Annotated in this window: 18 protein-coding genes and 1 CRISPR repeat array; of the genes, 9 read left to right on the top strand and 9 right to left on the bottom strand. The window is 61.3% G+C overall.

Features of this window, described 5'->3' with window-relative positions; all coding sequences use genetic code 11:
* The first annotated feature begins 113 nt into the window (after positions 1–113).
* Positions 114–1,634 (top strand): complex I subunit 4 family protein, encoded by a 1,521-nt coding sequence (locus C7438_RS03725; protein WP_121443953.1) that lies wholly within the window; start codon positions 114–116, stop codon positions 1,632–1,634.
* Positions 1,635–1,795: 161 nt separating this feature from the next.
* Here the strand turns inward: C7438_RS03725 and C7438_RS03720 are convergent, their stop codons facing one another.
* The 3 genes from C7438_RS03720 to C7438_RS03710 all read right to left on the bottom strand — a co-directional run bounded on the left by C7438_RS03720 (position 1,796) and on the right by C7438_RS03710 (position 4,782).
* The gene (locus tag C7438_RS03720) at positions 1,796–2,581 is read right to left on the bottom strand and encodes an ABC transporter ATP-binding protein (protein WP_121443952.1); all 786 of its coding nucleotides are present in this window, start codon (positions 2,579–2,581) and stop codon (positions 1,796–1,798) included.
* A gap of 114 nt (positions 2,582–2,695) precedes the next feature.
* Positions 2,696–3,478 (bottom strand): ABC transporter permease, encoded by a 783-nt coding sequence (locus C7438_RS03715; protein WP_121443951.1) that lies wholly within the window; start codon positions 3,476–3,478, stop codon positions 2,696–2,698.
* A 191-nt stretch (positions 3,479–3,669) separates the two neighbouring features.
* Positions 3,670–4,782 carry an ABC transporter substrate-binding protein gene (locus C7438_RS03710; protein WP_121443950.1) on the bottom strand — a complete coding sequence of 371 codons (1,113 nt, stop codon included), beginning with the start codon at positions 4,780–4,782 and terminating at the stop codon, positions 3,670–3,672.
* Positions 4,783–5,379: 597 nt separating this feature from the next.
* On the opposite strand from C7438_RS03710, the gene rplU reads away from it, so the two are divergent.
* The 7 genes from rplU to C7438_RS09025 all read left to right on the top strand — a co-directional run bounded on the left by rplU (position 5,380) and on the right by C7438_RS09025 (position 9,790).
* Positions 5,380–5,691, top strand: a complete 312-nt coding sequence (gene rplU / locus C7438_RS03705; protein ID WP_121443949.1) for a 50S ribosomal protein L21 — start codon at positions 5,380–5,382, stop codon at positions 5,689–5,691.
* A gap of 58 nt (positions 5,692–5,749) precedes the next feature.
* Positions 5,750–6,103, top strand: coding sequence for a ribosomal-processing cysteine protease Prp (locus tag C7438_RS03700; protein ID WP_121443948.1), 354 nt, complete (start codon positions 5,750–5,752; stop codon positions 6,101–6,103).
* A 124-nt stretch (positions 6,104–6,227) separates the two neighbouring features.
* Positions 6,228–6,545, top strand: coding sequence for a 50S ribosomal protein L27 (gene rpmA, locus C7438_RS03695; RefSeq protein ID WP_121443947.1), 318 nt, complete (start codon positions 6,228–6,230; stop codon positions 6,543–6,545).
* Positions 6,546–6,621: 76 nt separating this feature from the next.
* Positions 6,622–7,215 carry a Spo0B domain-containing protein gene (locus C7438_RS03690; protein ID WP_170143553.1) on the top strand — a complete coding sequence of 198 codons (594 nt, stop codon included), beginning with the start codon at positions 6,622–6,624 and terminating at the stop codon, positions 7,213–7,215.
* A 6-nt stretch (positions 7,216–7,221) separates the two neighbouring features.
* Positions 7,222–8,610 (top strand): GTPase ObgE, encoded by a 1,389-nt coding sequence (gene obgE, locus C7438_RS03685; RefSeq protein ID WP_121443945.1) that lies wholly within the window; start codon positions 7,222–7,224, stop codon positions 8,608–8,610.
* A gap of 66 nt (positions 8,611–8,676) precedes the next feature.
* On the top strand, positions 8,677–9,354 hold the full coding sequence (locus C7438_RS03680; RefSeq protein ID WP_121443944.1) for a hypothetical protein: 678 nt from the start codon (positions 8,677–8,679) through the stop codon (positions 9,352–9,354).
* Between the two features lie 235 nt (positions 9,355–9,589).
* Positions 9,590–9,790, top strand: a complete 201-nt coding sequence (locus C7438_RS09025; RefSeq protein ID WP_147401986.1) for a hypothetical protein — start codon at positions 9,590–9,592, stop codon at positions 9,788–9,790.
* Between the two features lie 539 nt (positions 9,791–10,329).
* Positions 10,330–10,807: direct repeats of the CRISPR family, unit length 37 nt; unit sequence GTTTTAACCGCCTCGAAAGAGGCGGCAACGTTGAAGC.
* Between the two features lie 108 nt (positions 10,808–10,915).
* On the opposite strand, the gene C7438_RS03675 is transcribed toward C7438_RS09025, so the two are convergent.
* The 3 genes from C7438_RS03675 to C7438_RS03665 all read right to left on the bottom strand — a co-directional run bounded on the left by C7438_RS03675 (position 10,916) and on the right by C7438_RS03665 (position 15,002).
* On the bottom strand, positions 10,916–12,163 hold the full coding sequence (locus C7438_RS03675) for an ABC transporter ATP-binding protein (protein ID WP_170143552.1): 1,248 nt from the start codon (positions 12,161–12,163) through the stop codon (positions 10,916–10,918).
* The gene (locus C7438_RS03670; RefSeq protein ID WP_170143551.1) at positions 12,160–13,845 is read right to left on the bottom strand and encodes an ABC transporter permease; all 1,686 of its coding nucleotides are present in this window, start codon (positions 13,843–13,845) and stop codon (positions 12,160–12,162) included. The genes C7438_RS03675 and C7438_RS03670 overlap by 4 nt, the downstream gene beginning before the upstream one ends.
* A gap of 113 nt (positions 13,846–13,958) precedes the next feature.
* Positions 13,959–15,002 (bottom strand): ABC transporter substrate-binding protein, encoded by a 1,044-nt coding sequence (locus tag C7438_RS03665; RefSeq protein WP_211322047.1) that lies wholly within the window; start codon positions 15,000–15,002, stop codon positions 13,959–13,961.
* A gap of 119 nt (positions 15,003–15,121) precedes the next feature.
* Here C7438_RS03665 and C7438_RS03660 point away from each other — a divergent pair, with 119 nt between their 5' ends.
* Positions 15,122–16,588, top strand: a complete 1,467-nt coding sequence (locus C7438_RS03660) for a bifunctional folylpolyglutamate synthase/dihydrofolate synthase (RefSeq protein WP_121443941.1) — start codon at positions 15,122–15,124, stop codon at positions 16,586–16,588.
* Positions 16,589–16,716: 128 nt separating this feature from the next.
* On the opposite strand, the gene C7438_RS03655 is transcribed toward C7438_RS03660, so the two are convergent.
* The 3 genes from C7438_RS03655 to C7438_RS03645 all read right to left on the bottom strand — a co-directional run bounded on the left by C7438_RS03655 (position 16,717) and on the right by C7438_RS03645 (position 20,075).
* Positions 16,717–18,234, bottom strand: coding sequence for a purple acid phosphatase family protein (locus tag C7438_RS03655; RefSeq protein WP_121443940.1), 1,518 nt, complete (start codon positions 18,232–18,234; stop codon positions 16,717–16,719).
* A 176-nt stretch (positions 18,235–18,410) separates the two neighbouring features.
* Positions 18,411–19,262, bottom strand: a complete 852-nt coding sequence (locus tag C7438_RS03650; protein ID WP_121443939.1) for an ABC transporter permease — start codon at positions 19,260–19,262, stop codon at positions 18,411–18,413.
* A gap of 30 nt (positions 19,263–19,292) precedes the next feature.
* A complete protein-coding gene (locus C7438_RS03645; protein ID WP_121443938.1) occupies positions 19,293–20,075 on the bottom strand; it encodes an ABC transporter ATP-binding protein in 783 nt (260 codons plus the stop codon).
* Between the last annotated feature and the right edge of the window lie 10 nt (positions 20,076–20,085).

Raw genomic sequence — 20,085 nt, 5'->3', positions numbered from 1 at the left:
CGGGCATTCCTCCGAACCTCGAGGACCTGTGTCCTTGTGTCCCGGTCGCTCTCTCCGCTATAATGGAACACAGTGAAATCGCGCTTTTCGCAACGGGGAGGGTTCAGGAAGAGATGGGACCGCTTTCGTGGCTCGTGCTCGCGCCGCTCGTGGGGATTCTCGTACTCCTCGTCCTCCCCGCATCTCAGACGCGCCTCATCAAGGCCGTGGGGATCGGTTTTGCCGCGGTGCCGGCCGTACTCGCGGGGTACCTGTATGCGGCGTTTCGCCCTGCGCAGGAAGGGTTTCAGTTCGTCGAGCGGGCGACGTGGTTTACCTTCGTGTACCCGAACGCGCGGAGCGGTCCCGGGACGTGGCAGGAGGTTCCTATTGCTTACGGGATGGGTGTGGACGGCCTCAGCCTCCCCCTCGTCCTTCTGGCCGCGATCGTGGGATTTCTCGCCGCCGTGGCGTCCGTCGGGTACGCGAAGCGGGTGAAGGAGTACTTTCTCTTCTTCCTCCTCCTTCAGGCGGGGACGCTCGGCGCCTTTGCGACGACGAGCACGCTCCTCTTCTTCATTTTCTTTGAGGTCGTCCTCGTCGCCTCGTTTTTCCTCATCGGCGTATGGGGGTCGGAACGGAGAGAAGAGGCGGCCTACCAGTTCTTGATCTACAACGGTCTCGGTTCGCTCCTCATGCTCCTCGCCTTCGTTTGGATCTTCAACGCTGTACTTTCGTTCGATGTTCCTGAAATTGGGAAGCGACTTGGCGAGGCCTATCTCTCTCCGGGAACGCAGGCGTTCGTCTTCGCTCTCCTCTTCCTCGGGTTTGCCGTGAAGCTTCCGATGTTTCCCTTCCACACGTGGATGCTCCGGGCGCACACGGAAGCGCCTCCGGCCATGTCCATGATCCTCTCCGGCGTCCTCCTCAAGCTCGGCGCCTACGGGATGCTCCGCTTTGCCGTAGGGTTTTTCCCGGAAGTGGCCTACCGGGCGGCGACATTCCTCGTCGTGATGGGCCTCGTGAACCTTCTGTACGGCGCCTTTGCTGCGCTCGTGCAAAAGTCCCTCAAGATGGTCATCGTCTACTCGAGCTTGAGCCACATGGGCCTCGTGCTCTTGGGGATCGCCGCCTTTAACACGTTGGGGTTCCAGGGGGCCGTGTTCCAAATGGTGTCCCACGGCCTCATCGCCGCCTTGCTCTTCTTCCTCGCCGGTGCGTTCACGGAACGTTTCGGGACAACGGAGTTTTCCGCCTTGGGCGGGATCGGAAAGAAGCTTCCCTACCTGAGCGGCGTCCTCCTCGTAGCGGCCATGGCCTCTCTTGGACTTCCCCTCATGGCTGGCTTCGTGAGCGAGGTTCAGGTGTACGTCGGTCTCTTTACGAGCGCCCTGCGTACGTACGCGTGGATTGCCCTCCTCGGCCTCGTCCTCACGGCGGCTTACTGGCTTCGCGCGGTCACGCGGGCGACGTACGGCCCCCTCGATCCGGAGACGGAACGGCGGCCTCTGTCCGACCTCCGGTTTGCCGAATGGGTTCCGGCCCTGGCCCTCGTAGGGCTCATCGTCTTCTTGGGCGTGTACCCTGCCTCCTTGAGCGTCGTCATTGCACAGGGTCTCGCACCCTTTTCGCCCCCGGTGGCGCTCCTTCCCTGACGGGAGGATCCGTTCGCGTTTCGCCGGATCACGTCGGTTTCGACGAAAGGGAAACCGCGCAGGAGCCGTACGGGCTCCTGCGCGGTTGTTTTTGCGGAATCGGTGACGGAAGTTGGAGCAGCGGGTGTGGGATTCGGCGTACGCCCACGCAGTCCGGTCGGTTAGAGTCCGTACCGTTCGGCAATGGCCTTGAGTTCCCGGGTAAGCTCGTTCGACATGGCGTAGAGGAAAGGGTCTTCGGCGGACCGCTTTTCCCTCGGCACGGGAACTTCGTATCGGGCGAGGATCCTTGCCGGACCGTATCCGAGGAGGTAGATGTCGTCACAGACGAGTACGGCCTCCCGCGTATCGTGGGTGACGTAGAGGGCGGAACGCCCGTCCGCAAAGACGCCCGTTGCCATCTCTTCGAGAAGGGCGAGACGAAGGGGGAAGTCCAGGCTGGCGAGCGGCTCGTCCATGAGGAGGAGGTCGGGTTCCGTCGCCAGCGCGCGGGCGATCGCCACGCGCTGGCGCTGTCCCCCGGAAAGTTCGAAAGGAAATTGTGCGCGGAAGGCTTCCAGGCGCACGGTGCGAAGGGCTTCTCGCGCCCGCCTCCGGCGTTCGGCCTCCGAAAGGTTCTGCCCGCGCAGGGCGAAGACGATGTTGTCCTCCGCCGAAAGCCAAGGGAGGAGCCTGGGTTCCTGAAAGATGAAGGCGTGGCGCCGAATGCGGGAGAGAATCCGCCCGCCGTCGGGCTTTTCGAGCCCCGCCACGATCCGGAGGAGGGTGGATTTCCCGCAGCCGGAAGGGCCGAGGAAACACCCTACCTTTCCCTGCATGAGACGGAAGTCGATCCCCTCGAGGACGGGTTTTCCCGCAAAGCTCTTTCCCAGACCTTCGACTTCCAGGACGTGCGCAGGCGTGGCGGGGGAATCTGTTTGTCGACCGTTTTTGAGGGCGGTAGGCACGTCGCATTCCTCCCTAAGTTTTTCTTCCGGCCGTCTTCCCCTTTCGTGTGCGGGGTGTGCTTCTCCTTCCCCGCTTTTGGGCCCGAACGTACTCCGCCAACCGCAGGTACGTCCTCATCCGGCGCGCAGGCGGCGGCGTTCTTGAAATTCGTACAACCGGTAGCGGCGCAAGACCCAGCTGCGGAAGAGCCCGATGAGGCCGTAGTCGAGGGTGAGACCGAGGAGCACGAGGAGGAGGATGTAGGCGTACACGTTTACCCCCGAACCGTACAGGTACTCCCCCCAGAGCTTTTGGCCGAGGCCCGTGTAGGCGCTCAAGGCTTCGGCCATGACGACGACGCGCCAGTTCATGCTAAGGCCGCCGGAAACGGCGGCAAGGAGCGCGGGGAGGAGGCTCGGGAAGTACAGGGTGAAGATCCGGTCGCGCAAAGGGACGCGAAAGCTCTCCGCCATTTCTACGAGGCGCCAGTTGATCTGCTTTGCCCCTTCCGTGAGGTTGAAGAAGACGATGGGAACAGCCGTAGCCACGGCGACGACGATCGAGGGCATGTGTCCGAGGCGGAACCAGAGGATGGCGAGCACGATCCAGGCCATGGGGGGGACCATTTCGAAGGTCACGAAAACCGGGTACACGGCCTCGCGGACGCGGGCGTCGAGGGTCGACCATATTCCGAAGAAGATGCCGATGCCGACGGAAAGAAGGGTGCCGAGAAACACGCGAAGGAAGGTATCTCCGGCGTCGCGCCAGATCCCGGGTTGCCGGAGGACCTCCGCAAGGGCAGAAACGACGCGTTCGATTCCGGGGACGATCGCGGGCGGGTAGACGAAGGAGAGGACTTCCCAGACGAGGACGAAGAGGGCAATTCCGAGGATCCGGTAGCGCCAAACGTGCGGCAACGGGGTTCATCCTCTCTTCCGGTAGTTCTCCCCTTTTCCTCCGGGAGCGGGAGCCCGTGAAGACGCCAAAGGAGCCCGGCCGAAGCCGAGGCTCCTGGCAGAAGGGCGCCTTTGCAAAGGAAAGGGAGGTTTTCGTCGGGGGCGCTTGAGGCGGAACGACGGATCGCGAAATCGACCGTCCCCTTTGCCCTTTACTGGTAGAGTTTCGTGCAGATGATCCCCGGGTCGCCCTCGACCCCCATCACGTTTTTCCACAGGGAGAAGACCGTGTCCTTGGCCTCCGGACCGCCCTTGAAGTCGAGGCCGAGACGGCCGGAGCTGAGCATCATCTCGAAGAGCTTGGGCGGCGCCTCCTGGTTGAACACTTCCTTCCAGTACTTCGGCAAGAGCTGGACGGCCTCCTGCCGGTTGGCCGGGTCGTTGGCGTAGGCGATGGCCTTTTTGAAGCCCTCGACGAAGGCTTTGCCCGCCTTGACACCCTCAGGAGTATCCAAGAGTTTGTCGTTTACAAGCCAAACGGCGCCGAGGGGGAAGATCTTGCCTTCGGGGTTGAGCACCTCTACCGGATCGGCGAAGACCTTGTACTTCGTCTTCCAGTTGTCCTTTTCCTGGCGCATGAGGATCATGCTCACGAGGGGCTCCGGAGCGGCGACCACCTTGATTCCCTGTTGGTTTTCGCTCAAGGTCGTCCACAGGGCTTCCCCGGGTCCCATGGGTGCGAAGTTAACTTCCGCCCCTTGCTTTTTGAGCGCCTTCTGCGCCAAGATGTGGGGAGGCGTTTGCACGCCGGGCACGGCGATCCCATTGGCGCCGTTTAGCTCCTTCCAGTCCTTGACGTCTTGCGGGGTGAGGATGTAGACGCCGCGCCAAACGTGCGTTCCTACAAGGCGGATGTGCTTCTGCCCTTCTTCGTACATCTTGCGCCCACCGAGGGAGTTGAAGAGGGCGAAGTCCGCGTCGCGGTTTTGGATGAGCGCCTTCATCGCACTCGGGTCGCCGCCGGGGGCGAGCTTGACCTGGAGCTTCACGGGAACGTCGCCTTTGAGCCACTCGTCCTGCTTCGCGTAGAGAAGGAGAAGCGGGATCGAGTTCGGGTCGGGCGGCGTGACCACGGTGAGCGTGACGGGTTCTTTCTTCGCGGTTCCCGAAGCCGGCGCGTTTGCCGCCGGCGACTTTTCTCCGGTTGCCGGCTCGCTCTTTTCCGGGGCTTCTGCCTTCTTTCCGCACGCGGCGAGCGGCAACGCCAGGAGGACGGCGAGGAGCAAGACCCCCAGGGCGCGCCAAGCGCGTTTTGTCGTTCGCACGGCTCTCCCTCCTTCGATAGTTCTTGCATACCTGCGGGGTATGATGTCTCCCAACCGGAGGAGCGGTGTGGGCCCCTCGGACGACGAGGTTCCCGCGGTGCTTTCATTCTCGACGATAAAGAGTCTCATTGTCAATGAAATTTCGGTGAAAATGAATGTAGCACTTGCCCATAACCCGTCTGCGCGCCGCGTTTGTAACAGAATCTTGAACATCGCGAAAGATTCCCTGTTTGCTGTACCTCCTATTTTAGAAGACGTACTACGTAAGGTTTCCGAGGCGCCTCGTTTTGCCTGGGATTTTTTGCTCTAGCCTTCAGGACTTTCCTCTCCTTCGGCATGCTCTGGATCGCCCTCAGGATCCCCGCGAACCTCTTATCGGCGAAGACGGATGGGTGAAAAACCTCCTTGCCCTCTCGGGGAAACCTCGGTATAATAACTTGAGTCAAATACCGCTCGCCGCAGGTCTCCGGAGGATTGCTCTGACGGGATAAGCGGACGTCCGAAACCCCGAAGTCTCGAGTGCGCGGTATCCACACGAGATGGGTTTCGGGGCGGCCCACCTTGCGGCGGCGAGTCCCGTATATGGGGGGTAGTTCCGTGTACGCGATCGTGGAGACCGGGGGCAAACAGGTTCGCGTGGAGCCCGGGAAGTGGGTTGACGTGGAAAAGCTCCCAGGTGAAGAAGGTGCGGAAGTCGTTCTCGACCGCGTCCTTCTCGTTGCGGACGACTCGGGCGTGGTTGTGGGTACGCCCTACGTACCGGGAGCGCGGGTGCGCGCCCAAATCGTAAAGCACGGCCGGGGGAAAAAGATCGTCGTCTTCAAGTACAAGCCCAAGAAGAACTACCGCAAAAAGCAGGGCCACCGCCAACCGTTTACGCGCCTCATGATCACAGCCATCGAGCGCTGAAGACGTACGTCGGAAGGTGGGGAAGATCGGAGGACGCGATGGGGAGCGTCGGTGCGGGATGGTACGGGTGCGGGCACAGCGCGAGGACGGCCGTCTCGTCGAAGTCGAGGTGAGCGGGCACGCGGGCTACAAGGAAAAGGGCATGGACATTGTCTGTGCGGGGATTTCGGCGATCACCCTCGGCGCGGCCAACGCCCTCGTCTCGCTTCTGGACGTAGACGCCGTTTCGGAGATCGGGCAAGGGGGCTACATCGTATTCCGCCTTCCGCGGGATCTTCCGACGGAAGTGGAAGAGCGTGCGGCCCTCATCCTGGAAGGCATGCTCGTCGCCCTTAAGGCGCTCGAAGAGAGCTACCCAGAGTACCTCCGCATCGAAGACCCCGACGATCCCCGCGCCCTTGCCAGACCCTAGGATCGGGATCGGACCCTTTCGAGGCCGTGCACACGTTCGTCGGCATTTGCTTTTCTCGGGGTCTCCCCAGGGTTTGCTAAGGGCTCTTGCGGCTTTGCGATTCCAGTGAGGAGGGGGAAAGGCCATGCGTTACCCCATGGATCTCCAGTTTTTCGCCCAGAAGAAGGCCGGAGGAAGCACGAAGAACGGCCGCGACAGCGTCGGGAAGCGCCTCGGCGTGAAGCGCCACGACGGCCAGTTCGTCCTAGCGGGGAACATCCTCGTCCGCCAGCGGGGCACTCGGATTTACCCGGGGCCTGGCGTAGGGATCGGCAAGGACGACACCCTGTACGCCCGCATCGACGGCGTGGTTCGCTACGAGCGCTTCGGTAAGGACAAGAAGCGCGTGAGCGTGTACCCGGTCACCGCCGAGGACCTCGAGGCGGTCGAGGCGGCGGAGTAATCGGTTTCGAGGATTGCGGAAGGTCCCGACGCGGGTCGCGTCGGGGCTTTTTTCGCGTGGAAGGGGGAGCGGCCCGGTGAGAGATCCTCACGCGCGTGTGGGCGAATTTCTGCGCCTGCGTCGCCACGCCTTCGCCAACGAACTCCAGCTTCTCTACGGCTACCTCGCCCTCGACGATCGCGAAGGTTTGCGCCGGCAGGTGGAGAAGTTGGTCCACCGCATCGAGCAAGAAAAGCGCCTCCAAGATTCTCTGGGCGATCGGATGTTTTTCCTCCTCCTGGAGTGGGAATCCCGCCTTCTCGGGATCCGCGTGCACTACGAGTTGGGAGGAGAGGACCTCCGTTCGGCTTGGAGCCCCAAACGGGTGGCGTTTTTTCGCAAATGGCTGCGCGTTTTGGAACGAGCGATAGCCGCATGGGAAACGGAGGGGGACCTCGAAGTGTCCTTCCGCGTGTCTGCGTCCCGTCCCCGCACGTTGACCGTCGTCTTTCGCCTGCGGGGCACCGCGGACGAAGTCGGACACAGGGCACGGGAGATTCTGGAGGCGGAAGGGAAGTCCCTCTTAAAGTCGCATCCCGGGCGACCGCAGCGCGTCGTCGTTACCCACACTACCTCCGGAGGGTGTGCGTTCCGGTTTGTCTGGGGTACGCGGGAACGGTCGAAGAGGTGAGAGGACGTGTTTGTCGACGAGGCCAAGATCTACGTTAAAGGAGGCGATGGCGGCAACGGTGCCGTTGCCTTTCGTCGCGAAAAGTACGTTCCCTTGGGCGGCCCAGCGGGCGGCGATGGTGGGCGCGGAGGCGATGTCATCCTCGAGGTGGACGAAGGGCTGCGCACGCTCGTGGACTTTCGTTTCCGTCGTCACTTTAAGGCAGAGAGGGGGGAACACGGGCAGGGCAAAAACCGCCACGGCCGTGACGGCCGTGACCTCGTCCTCAAGGTCCCTCCGGGTACAATCGTCTACGACGCGACGACCGGCGAGCGGCTTGCGGACCTCACGCGTCCGGGACAGCGCTTCGTCGTCGCCCGTGGCGGGCGGGGCGGTCGGGGGAATGCGCGTTTTGCCACGCACGCCAATCCGGCGCCTCGGATTGCGGAGAAGGGAGAGCCGGGGGAGGAACGCTGGGTGCGCCTCGAACTTCGGCTCCTCGCCGACGTCGGGCTCGTCGGCTTCCCCAACGCCGGGAAATCTTCGCTGCTCGCTGCGGTGACGCGGGCCAACCCCGAAGTCGCGCCGTACCCGTTCACGACGCTCAACCCGATCCTCGGGGTCGTCCGTCTCGGAGAAGGTCGAAGTTTTGTGATCGCCGACCTCCCCGGCATCATCGAAGGTGCGCATGCCGGGGCCGGGCTCGGGCACCGGTTTCTCCGCCACATTTCCCGCACGCGCCTCCTCCTCCTCGTCCTCGACATGGCCGCAACGGAAGGACGCGATCCGTACGAGGACTACCGAACGTTGCGCAAGGAACTCGAGCTCTACCACCCGGAGCTCGCGCGCCGGCCGTACTTCGTCGTGGCGAACAAGATGGACCTCCCCGAGGCGGAAGAACACCTCGCGCGGTTCCGCGCCCGCTTGGCGGAGTCTGGGGAGGACGTTCCCGTCTACCCCATTTCCGCGGTCACGCACTCCGGACTCGATGAACTCCTCCTCGCCGTCGAACGCGCGCTGCGCGAACTCCCCCCTCCGCTCGAGCTTTCGGAGGACGGCCTGAGGGACGAAGGCGGTGTGTGGGAGGAAGAGGATTGGGAGGAGGACGTCTCCCCGCCGACGTTCGAAGAGGGGCGAGCACGCGAGGGTACTTCTGTTCCTGAGCGCGAAGCCACACGAGACGAGGAAGGGTTTGTGATCACACGCGAGGGAGACACCTTCGTCGTGTACGCGCCGCGCCTTTTGCGCCTCATCGAGCGCTTCGGCCTCGAAAGCGACGAGGCCCTCCTCCGCGTCCAGCGGGAGATGCGGCGGATGCGCCTGGAAGAAGCCCTGCGCGCCCGCGGGGCGACCTCTGGTTCTCCCGTGCGCATCGGTCCTTACGAGTTCGAACTCATCGACGGTGCAGAACCGTAGGCGGCCCTTTCCCCGGTCTTCCCTCCCCCTCGTCCTCATACGCATGGGGAAGAGGGGGAAGGGGCGATGCTGCGCGAACGTCTCAAGCGCATGGGCTTTGTGTTCGGCTTGCTCGCGCTTCTCGCGCTCTACGGAGGTTGGCTGTTTGCCGGACCGTGGGGTGCGGAACGGTTTTCTGCGGTTTTCGGGAAAAACGCGCACCCCCCGTCCTCCGCGCCGACCTCCGGTTCAGGATCTGCGGCGGAGGATGGGGGATCTTCGGACGAAAGCCTTTACCGCACTTCCTTTGCCAACCGGCGGCATGTGGAACTCCCGGGTGGATTCGGCCGCGTGCAGCTTCCCCGCACATTTCGCGTACACGCCGAGACCGGGGAGGGCGAAGTTCTTGCCACCGTCGCCGCGGAAGGGCCCGGAGGACACCGGCTCCTCGTACAGGTTTTGCGCGTAGAGGACCTACGCCGTTGGGCGGAACAGGGACTCACCCGCGAAGGAGCCCCCTTCGGCGTTTCCCTACAGACGTATCGCGACCCGGAGTACGAGGGTGTGCGGCTCTGGTATGCCGTCGAAGCGTCCCACGGAACCGTCTACGCCAGCGAACTCCTCCTCCGCCCGACTGCCTCTTCGCAGCCCAAAGGCGCCGACGGAGGAAAATTGGGGTACCGCCTCGCTTCCTTTGCGCCTACACGTGCGGCCGCCGACGTAGGTCTCCTCTATCTCTACTCGTACTTTACGCCTGCTCCGTAAGCGACAAACCCGAAGCTCTAAGGGAGCCTTTCAAGCCGATCCTCCGTAGTTCCATGAGTTGTACGTGTTCGGTCGGGGTTTTCATCGCTTCGGAAGGGGTTGGATGGTGCATGCGGAAAGAACCATAGAGTATTGACAGGGGGAGCGACCGCAAGGTACGCTTGATGTGAACCATGATAAGCGATATCACGGGAAGATTTAGAAGGCTGTAAAAAGAAGCAGGAGGGAAATATTTATGAAAATAACTGATATTTTTAAGAGATGGATGAGAAATTTTGTGCAAGTAGCTAAGATTCTTGTTGTTATTTTACTGATATTAGCTTTAGGATCTGGATTAGGAAGATCTGTCTTTGATATTTATTATTATGCTGGATATAAACTCGGGTATTCTATAGGTAGCCAGGGTTTTGTAAGTAATTCCACATATGAAGAATGAGAAAAACAGAAGTTTTTTTAAATTTTTGTTATTTGATAAATAAAATAACTTTTATGTCAACAAATCCAGTCCGATCTTACAGTTTTTGTATTTTGCAAAATATTTGATAATATGTAAAAAGCATATCCGTTTTTTCGGGCAGAGGGTCAATTGTTTCCCTGCGCTTCCTACCGCGGATCTCAGAGTCGATTTCCGTCGAGGCGAGTTTGACGGCCAACCGATCTATGTGACCTACCTCACCTGAGGCCGTCGCGACTTGACTTTGTCCGGTATTTCTTGCCACAATAAAAGCACATCGATCAGATCCCCCATATGACGAGCTCCCATCATTTGTCTGTCTGGTGATGCCCATTGTCCGGAATATTCAAACATCGCGAATCGGCAGTGGTGACGCCAGGGGTGGGGGGTTCGCGGCGCAAGCGGCACAAGGCTTTTCCGGGATTTTTGCCGTCCGATCGCTCTTTTTTTGGCCCCTCAAAAAGAGGTTCGCGGAATAGGGGCCGCAAAGCCCGAAGGGACAAGGGCTTGCAGCGGCCGGAGTTTTAACCGCCTCGAAAGAGGCGGCAACGTTGAAGCCAGTGAGAAGAAACGTGAGGATGAGGAACAGAGCGCGTTTTAACCGCCTCGAAAGAGGCGGCAACGTTGAAGCAGAAGATAAGCCAGTCCTATCTCGCCTGTTCCATCAAAGTTTTAACCGCCTCGAAAGAGGCGGCAACGTTGAAGCTACATGCTGCAGGCGATGCAGATAGGTCATGAGGGAGTTTTAACCGCCTCGAAAGAGGCGGCAACGTTGAAGCTTTAATGCGAGTTCGATCGCGGTATCCGTGTCTTCACGTTTTAACCGCCTCGAAAGAGGCGGCAACGTTGAAGCGAAGACATCTCCTTCCGTCTTGAACCCGGTGTTGCGCGTTTTAACCGCCTCGAAAGAGGCGGCAACGTTGAAGCAAATCGTGGAAGGACGCAGGGGGCTGCTGATCGAAGTTTTAACCGCCTCGAAAGAGGCGGCAATTTTAATTTTATACCTATCTTGATAAATAGGGAACATATGTTTTCTTTTTGAATTTAAATTATAAAGTTTATAACGATATAAAATTTTAATTATTAGTTATTAAAAGCATGAATATTTTAAACATTGTTATCATTTTTTGTTCGTGATCCTATATTTGTTCCGCTTTTCCTTAGAATAATATGCCTAATTTGTCCAGGGTCCGTGCATATGTCGCGATACTTTTGTGGTGAGACAAATAAATCAAACGACGTCTTACGGAATGGCCAGTCGGCTGTCTCTCTTTCATTGCATTGCACTTCGTCGGGATTGATTTCTGTCGCGGCGAGTTCAACTGTCAAACGGACAGTTCGTCCTTCGTACGCGCGCCTCACGATTCGTACTGGGATCCCCGGGGGATATTTGCGAAGAACCCATTCTTCCGGTCGCACCGGAAAGCACCCAGCTTCGCGAAACGCAGGGGGGATGCTGGTTCCGTCCCAAACCTCATCGCCTACATATCCCAAAGGAGTAAACCACTTTCCCCGCCACGTTCCGGGGACGAGGGCTGCACCGGCGACAAAGGCGGCGACAAACGGCGAATTCGGTTGTAAATAGACCTCATCCGGTGGGCCGATTTGCACTACACGCCCGTCCTTTACCACTGCGATGAGATCCGCAAGCGCCAGGGCTTCTTCTCGATCGTGGGTGACAAAGATTACAGTGCTTCCGGTTGTCCGGTGAAGTTTGGCCAACTCCAATTGCATGGTGGCGCGAAGGGGGGCGTCGAGGTGGGAAAACGGCTCGTCCAGGAGGAGGAGCTTTCTCGACGCAGCCAGAGCGCGGGCAAACGCTACCCGTTGCTTTTGTCCTCCAGAAAGTTCGCTGGGGAACCGTTTGCGGAAAGGCAGTAGCTCCGTCAGTTTGAGGAGCTTCTCTACTTCGTGTTCTATCGTTTCTACGGCAGCATCCTCTTTTGGCTTGGATTGGGTTTTGTTGGATAGATATTTCCCGATCGTACGGCGGAAGATCCCCTTTCCTTCAAGTTCAGTTCGGAAGCGGCGGCGACGCCGTTGAAGAAGGGGGAAGGTGATGTGCTCTTCGACCGTCATGTGGGGCCAAAGGGCGAACGATTGGAAGACGACCCCGACTTCCCGCTCTTCGGGAGGCAACCGGTATCCTGCCCGACTTACGATTTGTCCGTCAAAGGAAATCGTTCCTGACTCCAAAGGGACAAAACCTGCAATCGCATGTAAGAGCGTCGTTTTGCCGCTCCCCGACGGCCCGAGTACGGCCAAAAAAGCTCCGGAAGGAACAGAGAGGGAGACTTCTCTAAGCACCGTTCGGTTTCCCAGTTTCACCGAAACCCCGGAAAGTTCCACCTTCACGACCATCCCCCGCTCGCGATCGGCTCTTCCTTTTGTTCTTGCATCTGCAACCTGCGTTTGCGGAATGCCTCGGACAAAGCAAAGAGGAAAAGGACAAACGTGGCGATGGTAAAGGCAAACGCCCTTGCCTCAGACAGCGCCCCGCCCTGTTCCATTTGGAAAATGCGCATGCCTACCGTTTCCTGTCCAGAGGAGGCGAGGAGGGCGGAAAGCGTGAGCTCCGTGCCGGCGAGGAGGACGACGAGGAGCATGCCTCCGAGAAGTTCGCCTGCGACGAGCGGAAACACGATGCGGGATAATCGTACTCCGAGACGTGCCCCGCTCACTTGGGCGGCTTGTTCCAAACGCACGTCCAGGCGGGAGAAGGCGGCTTCGGCAGATCGTACGCCAACTGCACTGAACCGTACGATGTAGGCGATCCAGAGCATGGCGAGCGTTCCGTAAACGCCGCCGATCATGTTGCCCACGGGCGAAGCCCAGAAGATGATGAGACCCAAGGCGACGACGATTCCCGGAAGGGCGAAGGGGAGGGTCATGAGACTGCTCGTAGCCCTCCACATGAAGTTCGGAGATTGGCGCTGTCGCAAAGTCACCGCCGTCCCCAGGACGATCGTTCCTGCGGCGGCGCTCAGCGACAGGAGCGCACTGTTCGTCGCCGCCCGGTGAATTCGCGGGTCCCCGAGCACGGTGGCAAAGTGGTTGAGCGTCCAGTTTTCCGGCGTCGGGGGTAAGCCGTAAGCCCGAACGATCGCTCCCAAACCGAGTCCCAGAAGAGGAAGCACGCTCGTGAAAAGCAAGAAGGCGAGGACGAGCGCAAAGAGGGGCCACTTGAAAGGCCCGAGTTCTACGGGGTTTCTCCATCTATCCTCGCCGAACGCTTCCGAGACGTCGTGTTGCGACCACTTCCGGAAACCGTAAATCCCCGTCATGGCGATCGCCACGAGGAGCAGGCTGAGCGTCGCTGCGCGAGCGAAGGCCGAAGGTCCAAACCCGGCCACCTGCTCATAGATGTAGGTCGAAAGCACCGGAACGTTCCCCGGAATGCCGAGGAAGGCGGGGATGCCGAAGTTGTCCAGAGATGCCAAAAACGCCAACGCGCTTCCCGCGGCGAGAGCCGGGCGCAAAAGCGGAAGTACGGCGCGGGAAAACGCGAAAGCGGGAGGGGCTCCCGAGGCTCGGGCTGCCAAGTACAGGGTTTCGGGAACGTTGCGTGCGGCTCGGACGACGAACAGGTACACGAGGGGGTAATGGGTAAGCCCCATGACCAACGTCATGCCGCCTAGGGTGTAGATCGACCATCCGGCCCAAGGTATGCCTAGAATCCCTAAGGTCTGCTCTAAAAGCGCGTTTTTTTCGAACAGCGAGGCCCAACTCAAGGCAATGACGTACGACGGGAGGACGAGGGGCAGCCACACGAAGACGGAGATGAAGGTTCGACCGGGCAAATCGGTAAACGACACGATCACCCCGATTGTTGTGCCAATGACCATGGCGAGTGCCGTTCCGCCGGCCACCATGACCGCCGTATTCCAGAGCATCGACGTCGTTCTGGGCGAGATGAAGAGCGAGAGCATTTCCGCAGAAGGTCCGAGCCGCAAGCTCTGGCCCAAAAGGGCGATAAGGGGTCCGGCAAAAAAGGCGACGATGGCGATGACCACCGCCGCCTCTCCTACCCGGGACACCCTGTCCCACCGTGAGGCGTTTGTCTGAGGAATATCCGCATCGGTTTGTCCGTGACGTTTCTCCATCGTACGGGTGACCTCCACCTCCTAAAGCTACGATCCTTTACGCGATGTCAGCGAAATAGATTGGCAAACTTTTCTTTTTCCTCTTCCCGCGATTTGGCCATTTCCTTGGGATCCGCCACGAGTACTTTGAGCGAATCGACGGAGCGTAATCCTTCTGGAGGGGTGATCCCCGGACGAATGGGCGTGTACCCGAGTTCGGCAGCAAGTTTTTGTCCTTCTTCGGAAAGGACAAAGTCGACGAACGCCTGTGCCGCCTTCGGGTTTTTCGTCCCTTTGACGATCGCAATTGGCTCCGTGATCACCGGAACGCCTTCTTTGGGGTATACGAGCTCCACCGGCGATCCTTCTTTTTTGGCCCGAGCTGCCATGAAATCGACGAGCATGCCGTAAGCCTTTTCTCCGCCCGCAACGGCGGTGAGTACACCGCCGTTCCCTTTTCCAACGACGACGCCGTTTGCCTTCATGTCTTCATAAAACTTCCACCCGAACTCCGGCTGCCGGACGAATACACCGAGGTTGTAGGCGGCCGCTCCCGAGTAGAGCGGGCTCGGCATGATCGCCTTGCCGCGCGTTTCGGGCGCTGTGAAGACGCGCCAAGAATCTGGGAGATTTGTGACTTCCTTTGTGTTGACGACGATGATGCTCGCCATAACCTTTGTTCCCACGTACGTTCCGTCTGGGTCGACGAATTCCTTGGGAATTCCTTCGACGTTTGGCGAGCGGTATGGTTCGAGCCATCCTTCCGCCTTAAGAGCTTCAAACGTGACCGCGTCGGCGAGGAGGAGTACGTCGGCCCGAATCTCGCCTGACATCTTTTCGGACCTCAGTTTGGCGACGACTTCTTCTGTTCCCGATCGAAAGAGGACAACCTCAACTTTTGGATAACGTTCTCGAAAGGCTTGGACGAGGCGGTTTGCATCGTTGTCCGGTTGTGAGGTGTAAAAAGTAAGCGTACCTGCAGGCGCGGTTTCGGTGTTGGCCTGGCCGCTTGTTTCGCTCTTTTGATTGCCGCCGGCTCCGCAGGCCCCGAGCAACGTCGCAAAGACCGCGAGCAAAAGAACCGGTAAAACGCGTAGGATCGACTTAGACAACGGTCTTCCCCCCTCGATTGCTCACCCCATAGTACAATCCTAGGAGACAACCGTTAAGCTCGAGTGAACTATGGGTTAAGGTTGTGTAAAGAACTTTCGTACCAACGGGAGGGGCGGAGTTGGAAGAGGAGTGGTGGTTTCACTCGTACAACCGCGGGAAACCCTTGGCCAAGGACGTAGAAGAGGCGCGTCGTCCGGAGTGGGCCGCGCGTCTCCTTGAGGCTCTCGGCCATCCCGAGGCGGGGATGCGCGTGGCGGTGGTGACCGGGAGCAAGGGGAAGGGAACTACGGCCTTTCTCCTCGCCCGTCTGTGGGAACGCCTCGACCCCGACGGCGGTCCCGTGGGGCTCTTTGTCGGCCCGCACCTGCACGACGTGCGCGAACGCATCCGCCTGCGGGGGGACCCAATCCCGCACGAAGCGTTTTCCCACTTTTCCGCTGTGGTTCAGCCCGTGTATACCTCGCTTTTGTCCGAGGTCCGGCACGAGGCCGGGGAGTACATCGGTCCCCTCGCCCCGCTCCTCGCCGTCGCCTTTCTCTTCTTTCGCGCGTCCGGCGTCCGGCGCGCCGTTCTCGAGGTCGGACGAGGGGGGCTTTACGACGAGGTGAACGTCGTGCCGCACGAGGCGGCGGTGATCACGGCGCTTTTCCCCGAACACCTCGATGCCTTCGGTCCTACCCTCGAGCACGTGGCGCGGCACAAGTGGGGAATCGTCACCCGCGACGTCCGCGACGTCTTCGTGGGCGCCTTGGATGCGGAAGGACTTCGGGCCCTCGGGCGGGCCGCCGAAGAACGCCAAGGTCCCCTCTGGGTACGGACGCACCTCTCGCTCGAACGGTTTGCCGGCGGACCTCTCTCTCCGGCGGCAAGAGAGATTGAAGCGCACCGCGCCGCCGCACGTCCGCGGCTCTTTTTGTACGGCCGCGATTTCGCTGCCTGCGACGTCCTCCTCGGCCCGGAGGCAACGACCTTTCGCTACTGCGAATACGCCTCTGTCTCCCGGGAAGGATCGACCGACGCGGCCCAAGGCGAAGAAGGAATCGTCCTCCCCCTTCTGGGGGCCCATCAGGCGCGGAATTACGCCCTTGCCTACCGGGCGGCGCGCCGCCTCGCCGGAGATCCTCCGCTCGCCGGGGAGAGACGCTTCGAAGGCCCTCTCCCTTGGCCCGGGCGGCTCGAACTCCTGGGGAGGGAGCCAGACGTCCTCGTAGACGGCGCGATTTCCCGCCAGGCGGCGGAAGAGGCGCGCCGCGTCCTCGAAGAGGCGTTCGGCGTTCCGCCGCGCCCCTTGGTCGTCGTCCTCGGTCTTCCTCACGGCAAGGACGTCGACGGCGTGGCGGATGTCCTTGCCCCGGTGGCCCGAAAGCTCCTCCTCGTTCCCGTTGTCGCAGCGCACCTGCGGCCGGCGGACTACGCCGCCGTGCTGCAGAAGTATCCCCACGCCGCGGAAGAACGCGAATTGGGCGCGGCCGTAAGCCGCGCCCTGAGGGAAGCGGGTCGTTCGGGAGTCGTCCTATTCGCGGGTACGCAGACCTTTGTCGCCGCCGTGCGTCGGGAGTGGCTCGGCCGAACGCGGCTCGGATAGAGGTTGCGGCGCAAGGTTCGCGCGGGCGGGGCGTACGACCGTACGCGGGCGAAGCGACCGCGGCGTGGACGAGGCGTTTTCCGTGCGCGCCCCCGTCCGCCTTGTGCGCGTGAGGAGCGGCCTGCCGGCTAAATCCGCACCGCAGCGTTTTCCTCGCGGATGCTCAAGGGGAAGGGAACGATTTGCGCGAGCTCCGCCTTGCGCCGCTCGGCTTCTTCGCGCGTGGCAAAGCGGCCGAAGACGACGCGGACGAGGTTTTTCGCTTCTGCGGCGGTGAGGGAGACCCGGCGGGTGATCGCGTCGCGGAGGAGCCCCAAGGCCGTCCGGAGCTCGACGACCGCCGTGAGGAGGAAGCCTTCCTGGCGGACTACTGTGCCCTGTTCCACGTCAAAGGTGAGGGCGCGGTCTCCGGCGCAGCCGAGGGTGTAGAGGACGTAAAGGTCGCTCAGCTGGCGGAGGACCTTTTCCCGCGACTTTTCCGAGAGGTGCAGGGCGCTCACCTTGTGGGAGGTGTAGACGATCCCGCCCTCGTATACGTCGACGAGGCCGTAGCCGTTGGGAAACTGGACTGTGGCGGGGAGCTCCACGTAGGGGAGTGCTCCTCGGGCTCCCTTCCCTACGGTGACGTAGTTTCGGTGCATGTGGCCGGCGAAGACGCCCTGGACGTTGGGGTAGCGCTTTACGATGTTTTGAAACTGAAGGAAGTTCGTCGTACCGAACCAGACGTCCATTCCGTTCGTCGGGTGGTGAAGGACGAGGAAGGCCTTCTTTTCCCGGTGCGCGGCGAGCGTGGCGTCGAGCCAGCGGAGCTCCGCTTGGGGGATGTACCCCCAGTCGTTGTTCGTTCGGGCCGAGTCCAGGTACACGAAGAGGGCGTCCCCCTGGACTTCGGCGCGGTAGAGTTCGCCGGAGACGTATTCGCGGAACCCCGCCTCGCCGACGCCGCCCGTCTTTTTCTGGTACTTGTCGTGGTTTCCCGGTACAGCGGCGAAGGGCAAGGCGGCGGCGTACGGGGCGACGACGTTCCGAAAGAGGGCGTACTCGTCTGCCCGCCCCGACTCCGTGAGGTCGCCGCCGTGGACGAGGTAGTTCGCGCCCTTCCGCACGAGGTCGTCGAGGGCGCTCCGGAGGAGTTCCGGACCGTCTTCGAGGAGCTTGCCGAGGTACAGCTGGTTCGGGTCGCCTTCCCCCGCCTGCGTGGCGATGTGGCTGTCGGAGACGAATCCCACGCGGTAGAGGAGAGATCCGCGCGGGGCGGGGAGGGTGCGCAGGGTGTTCAAGGGCCCCCGCACTCCGTCCGTCTCCACCTGGTAGAAGTAGCGCGTCGCCGGGAGAAGCCGGTCCACCTCGGCGAGGTGGTAGCGCGTCGCACCGCCAAAGGTGTACCGGGTGAGGCGTTCGGGGTGTTCGCCCAACCAGAGCACCGTAGACCCGGGTTGCTCCGTGACCCACGTGACGGCCATGCGGTCCGCTCCCACGGTGACGAGTTCCTCGTGGTAGATGGCGTTTTCCGACGATACGGCGGTGTCAGAAGTCTCGCCTTGGGCGAACGCTTCAGAGACGCCCACCGCCTGCACGAATACCGATGCGCCGATGAGGCCGAGGGAGCCGCGCAAAAAGTCGCGGCGCGAGATGAGCTGGCTCACGCCCGTCCCCTCCTCTGGCTTCGTTCCGAAATTCCCAAGTCATTATACGGATCGCATGTAAAGCGACCTTGTTCGCCTTGTAAATTTTCTTTATGTTTGTGTTAACGTTTTGTGAATTGAGGAGGGGATCGAGGCGGTTGGGTGCATTTCAGGGAACCCGCCTTCCTACGGGTTTGCTACTTAGGCCTGCGTCCGTACGCGCGCTCCACGGCGGAGGCGACGGCGTACATCGCCGTGGCGAGGAGGGCTACGAGGAGAATTCCGGCGTACACGTAGCGGAAGTTGAACACCTGGAAGCCGTAGACGATGAGGGCTCCGAGGCCTTGCCGGGCGACGAGGAATTCCCCGACGATCACGCCGATCCAGGAGAGTCCAATGTTCACCTTGAGTGCGGCGAGGAGCGTCGGGAGGCTTGCGGGAAAGACGATTTTCCGGAAGACGTCGAGGCGCGAGGCGCCGAGGGAGTAGGCGAGTCTGAGGAAGTTCGCGTCCACGGCGACAAAGGCCGACGTGAGCACCTGAATGGTCACGAAGACGGAAACGAAGGCGGCGATGGCGACGATCGCGCGCGGCCCCGCACCAAAGGCGACGATAAAGATGGGACCGAGTGCGATCTTGGGCAGGCTGTTGAGGACGACGAGGTACGGGTCGAGCACGCGCCCGAGGAGAGGAAAGAACCAAAGGGCGAGGGCGACCGCGATCCCGCCGAGCGTGCCGAGGACAAATCCAAGGAGGGTTTCGTACACGGTAATTCCCACGTGGCGCCAGAGTTCGCCGGAGGCGGCGAGGTCGGCGACGAGTTGGACGACGGCGGTGGGAGAGCTGAAGAGGAGGGGGTCTAGGATCCCCCACCGCGCTCCGAGTTCCCAACCTACGAGGAGGCTGAGGACGATCCCCAGCTGAAGGGAGCGCACGAACTGGGTCTGCCTTTCTTCCTTTCGGACGTAGGCGCGGCGCGCCTCTTCGAGCCATTCGTCTTGTTCTCTGCGGAATGCCGCGTATTCTGCAGAGGCTTCGGCACCTTTCACGCCGCTTCCCTCCTCGTTTTGGGATGAAGGTCACGCCGGGCGCTCGTCTTCCACGCGCTTCATCTCCTCCCAGATCTCCTGAAAGAGGCGCGGGAAGGCGGGGTCCGTGCGCCGGGCGAGCGGGGGTTTTTGCGCGAGTTCCGGCGGAGGGATGAAGGACGCCACGATCCGTCCGGGGTTGCGTCCCATGAGGAGGATCTGGTCGGCGAGGGAGATCGCCTCCGGGATGTCGTGGGTGACGAAGAGGGCCGTCTTTCTGTGGCGGCGGAGCACCGTGTGGACGAGTTCTCCCAGCCGGAGGCGCGTGGTGTAGTCGAGGGCGGAAAAGGGTTCGTCGAGGAGGAGAACGGCAGGGTCGGTCACGAGCGTGCGCACGAGCGCCGCGCGCTGGCGCATCCCCCCCGAAAGCTCGTGAGGATGGCGGTGGGCGGCGTCCCGAAGGTCGACTTCCTCGAGGAGGGCGTACAGACGCTCTGGCTGCGGCCGTTCGCGCCTGAGCTCCCACGCGAGCCGCACGTTGCCCGCCACCGTACGCCAGGGAAGGAGGTAGTCCTGCTGGAACATGATCCCCACAGCGGGGGAGGGTCCGCGGACGGGCTGTCCGAAGAGGCGGACCTCTCCCCGCGTGGGCATGAGAAGCCCCGCGATCGTATGGAGGAGCGTGCTCTTCCCGCAGCCGGAAGGTCCGAGGAGGGCGACGAAAGACCCTTCGGGCACAGAAAAGGTCACATCCCGGAGGACAAGGGTCGCCTTTTCCCGGGAAATAAAGGCCAGGGTGAGGTGGTCCACCTCGATGGCCGCACGCGCGGGCATGGGCGGCGAC

Origin of the sequence: Brockia lithotrophica, assembly GCF_003633725.1 — a bacterium.
In the GTDB taxonomy this organism is placed as follows: Bacteria; Bacillota; Bacilli; order Thermicanales; family DSM-22653; genus Brockia; species Brockia lithotrophica.
Note: the sequence above shows the minus strand (reverse complement) of the source record. Positions and strands in the feature narration are given on the sequence as shown.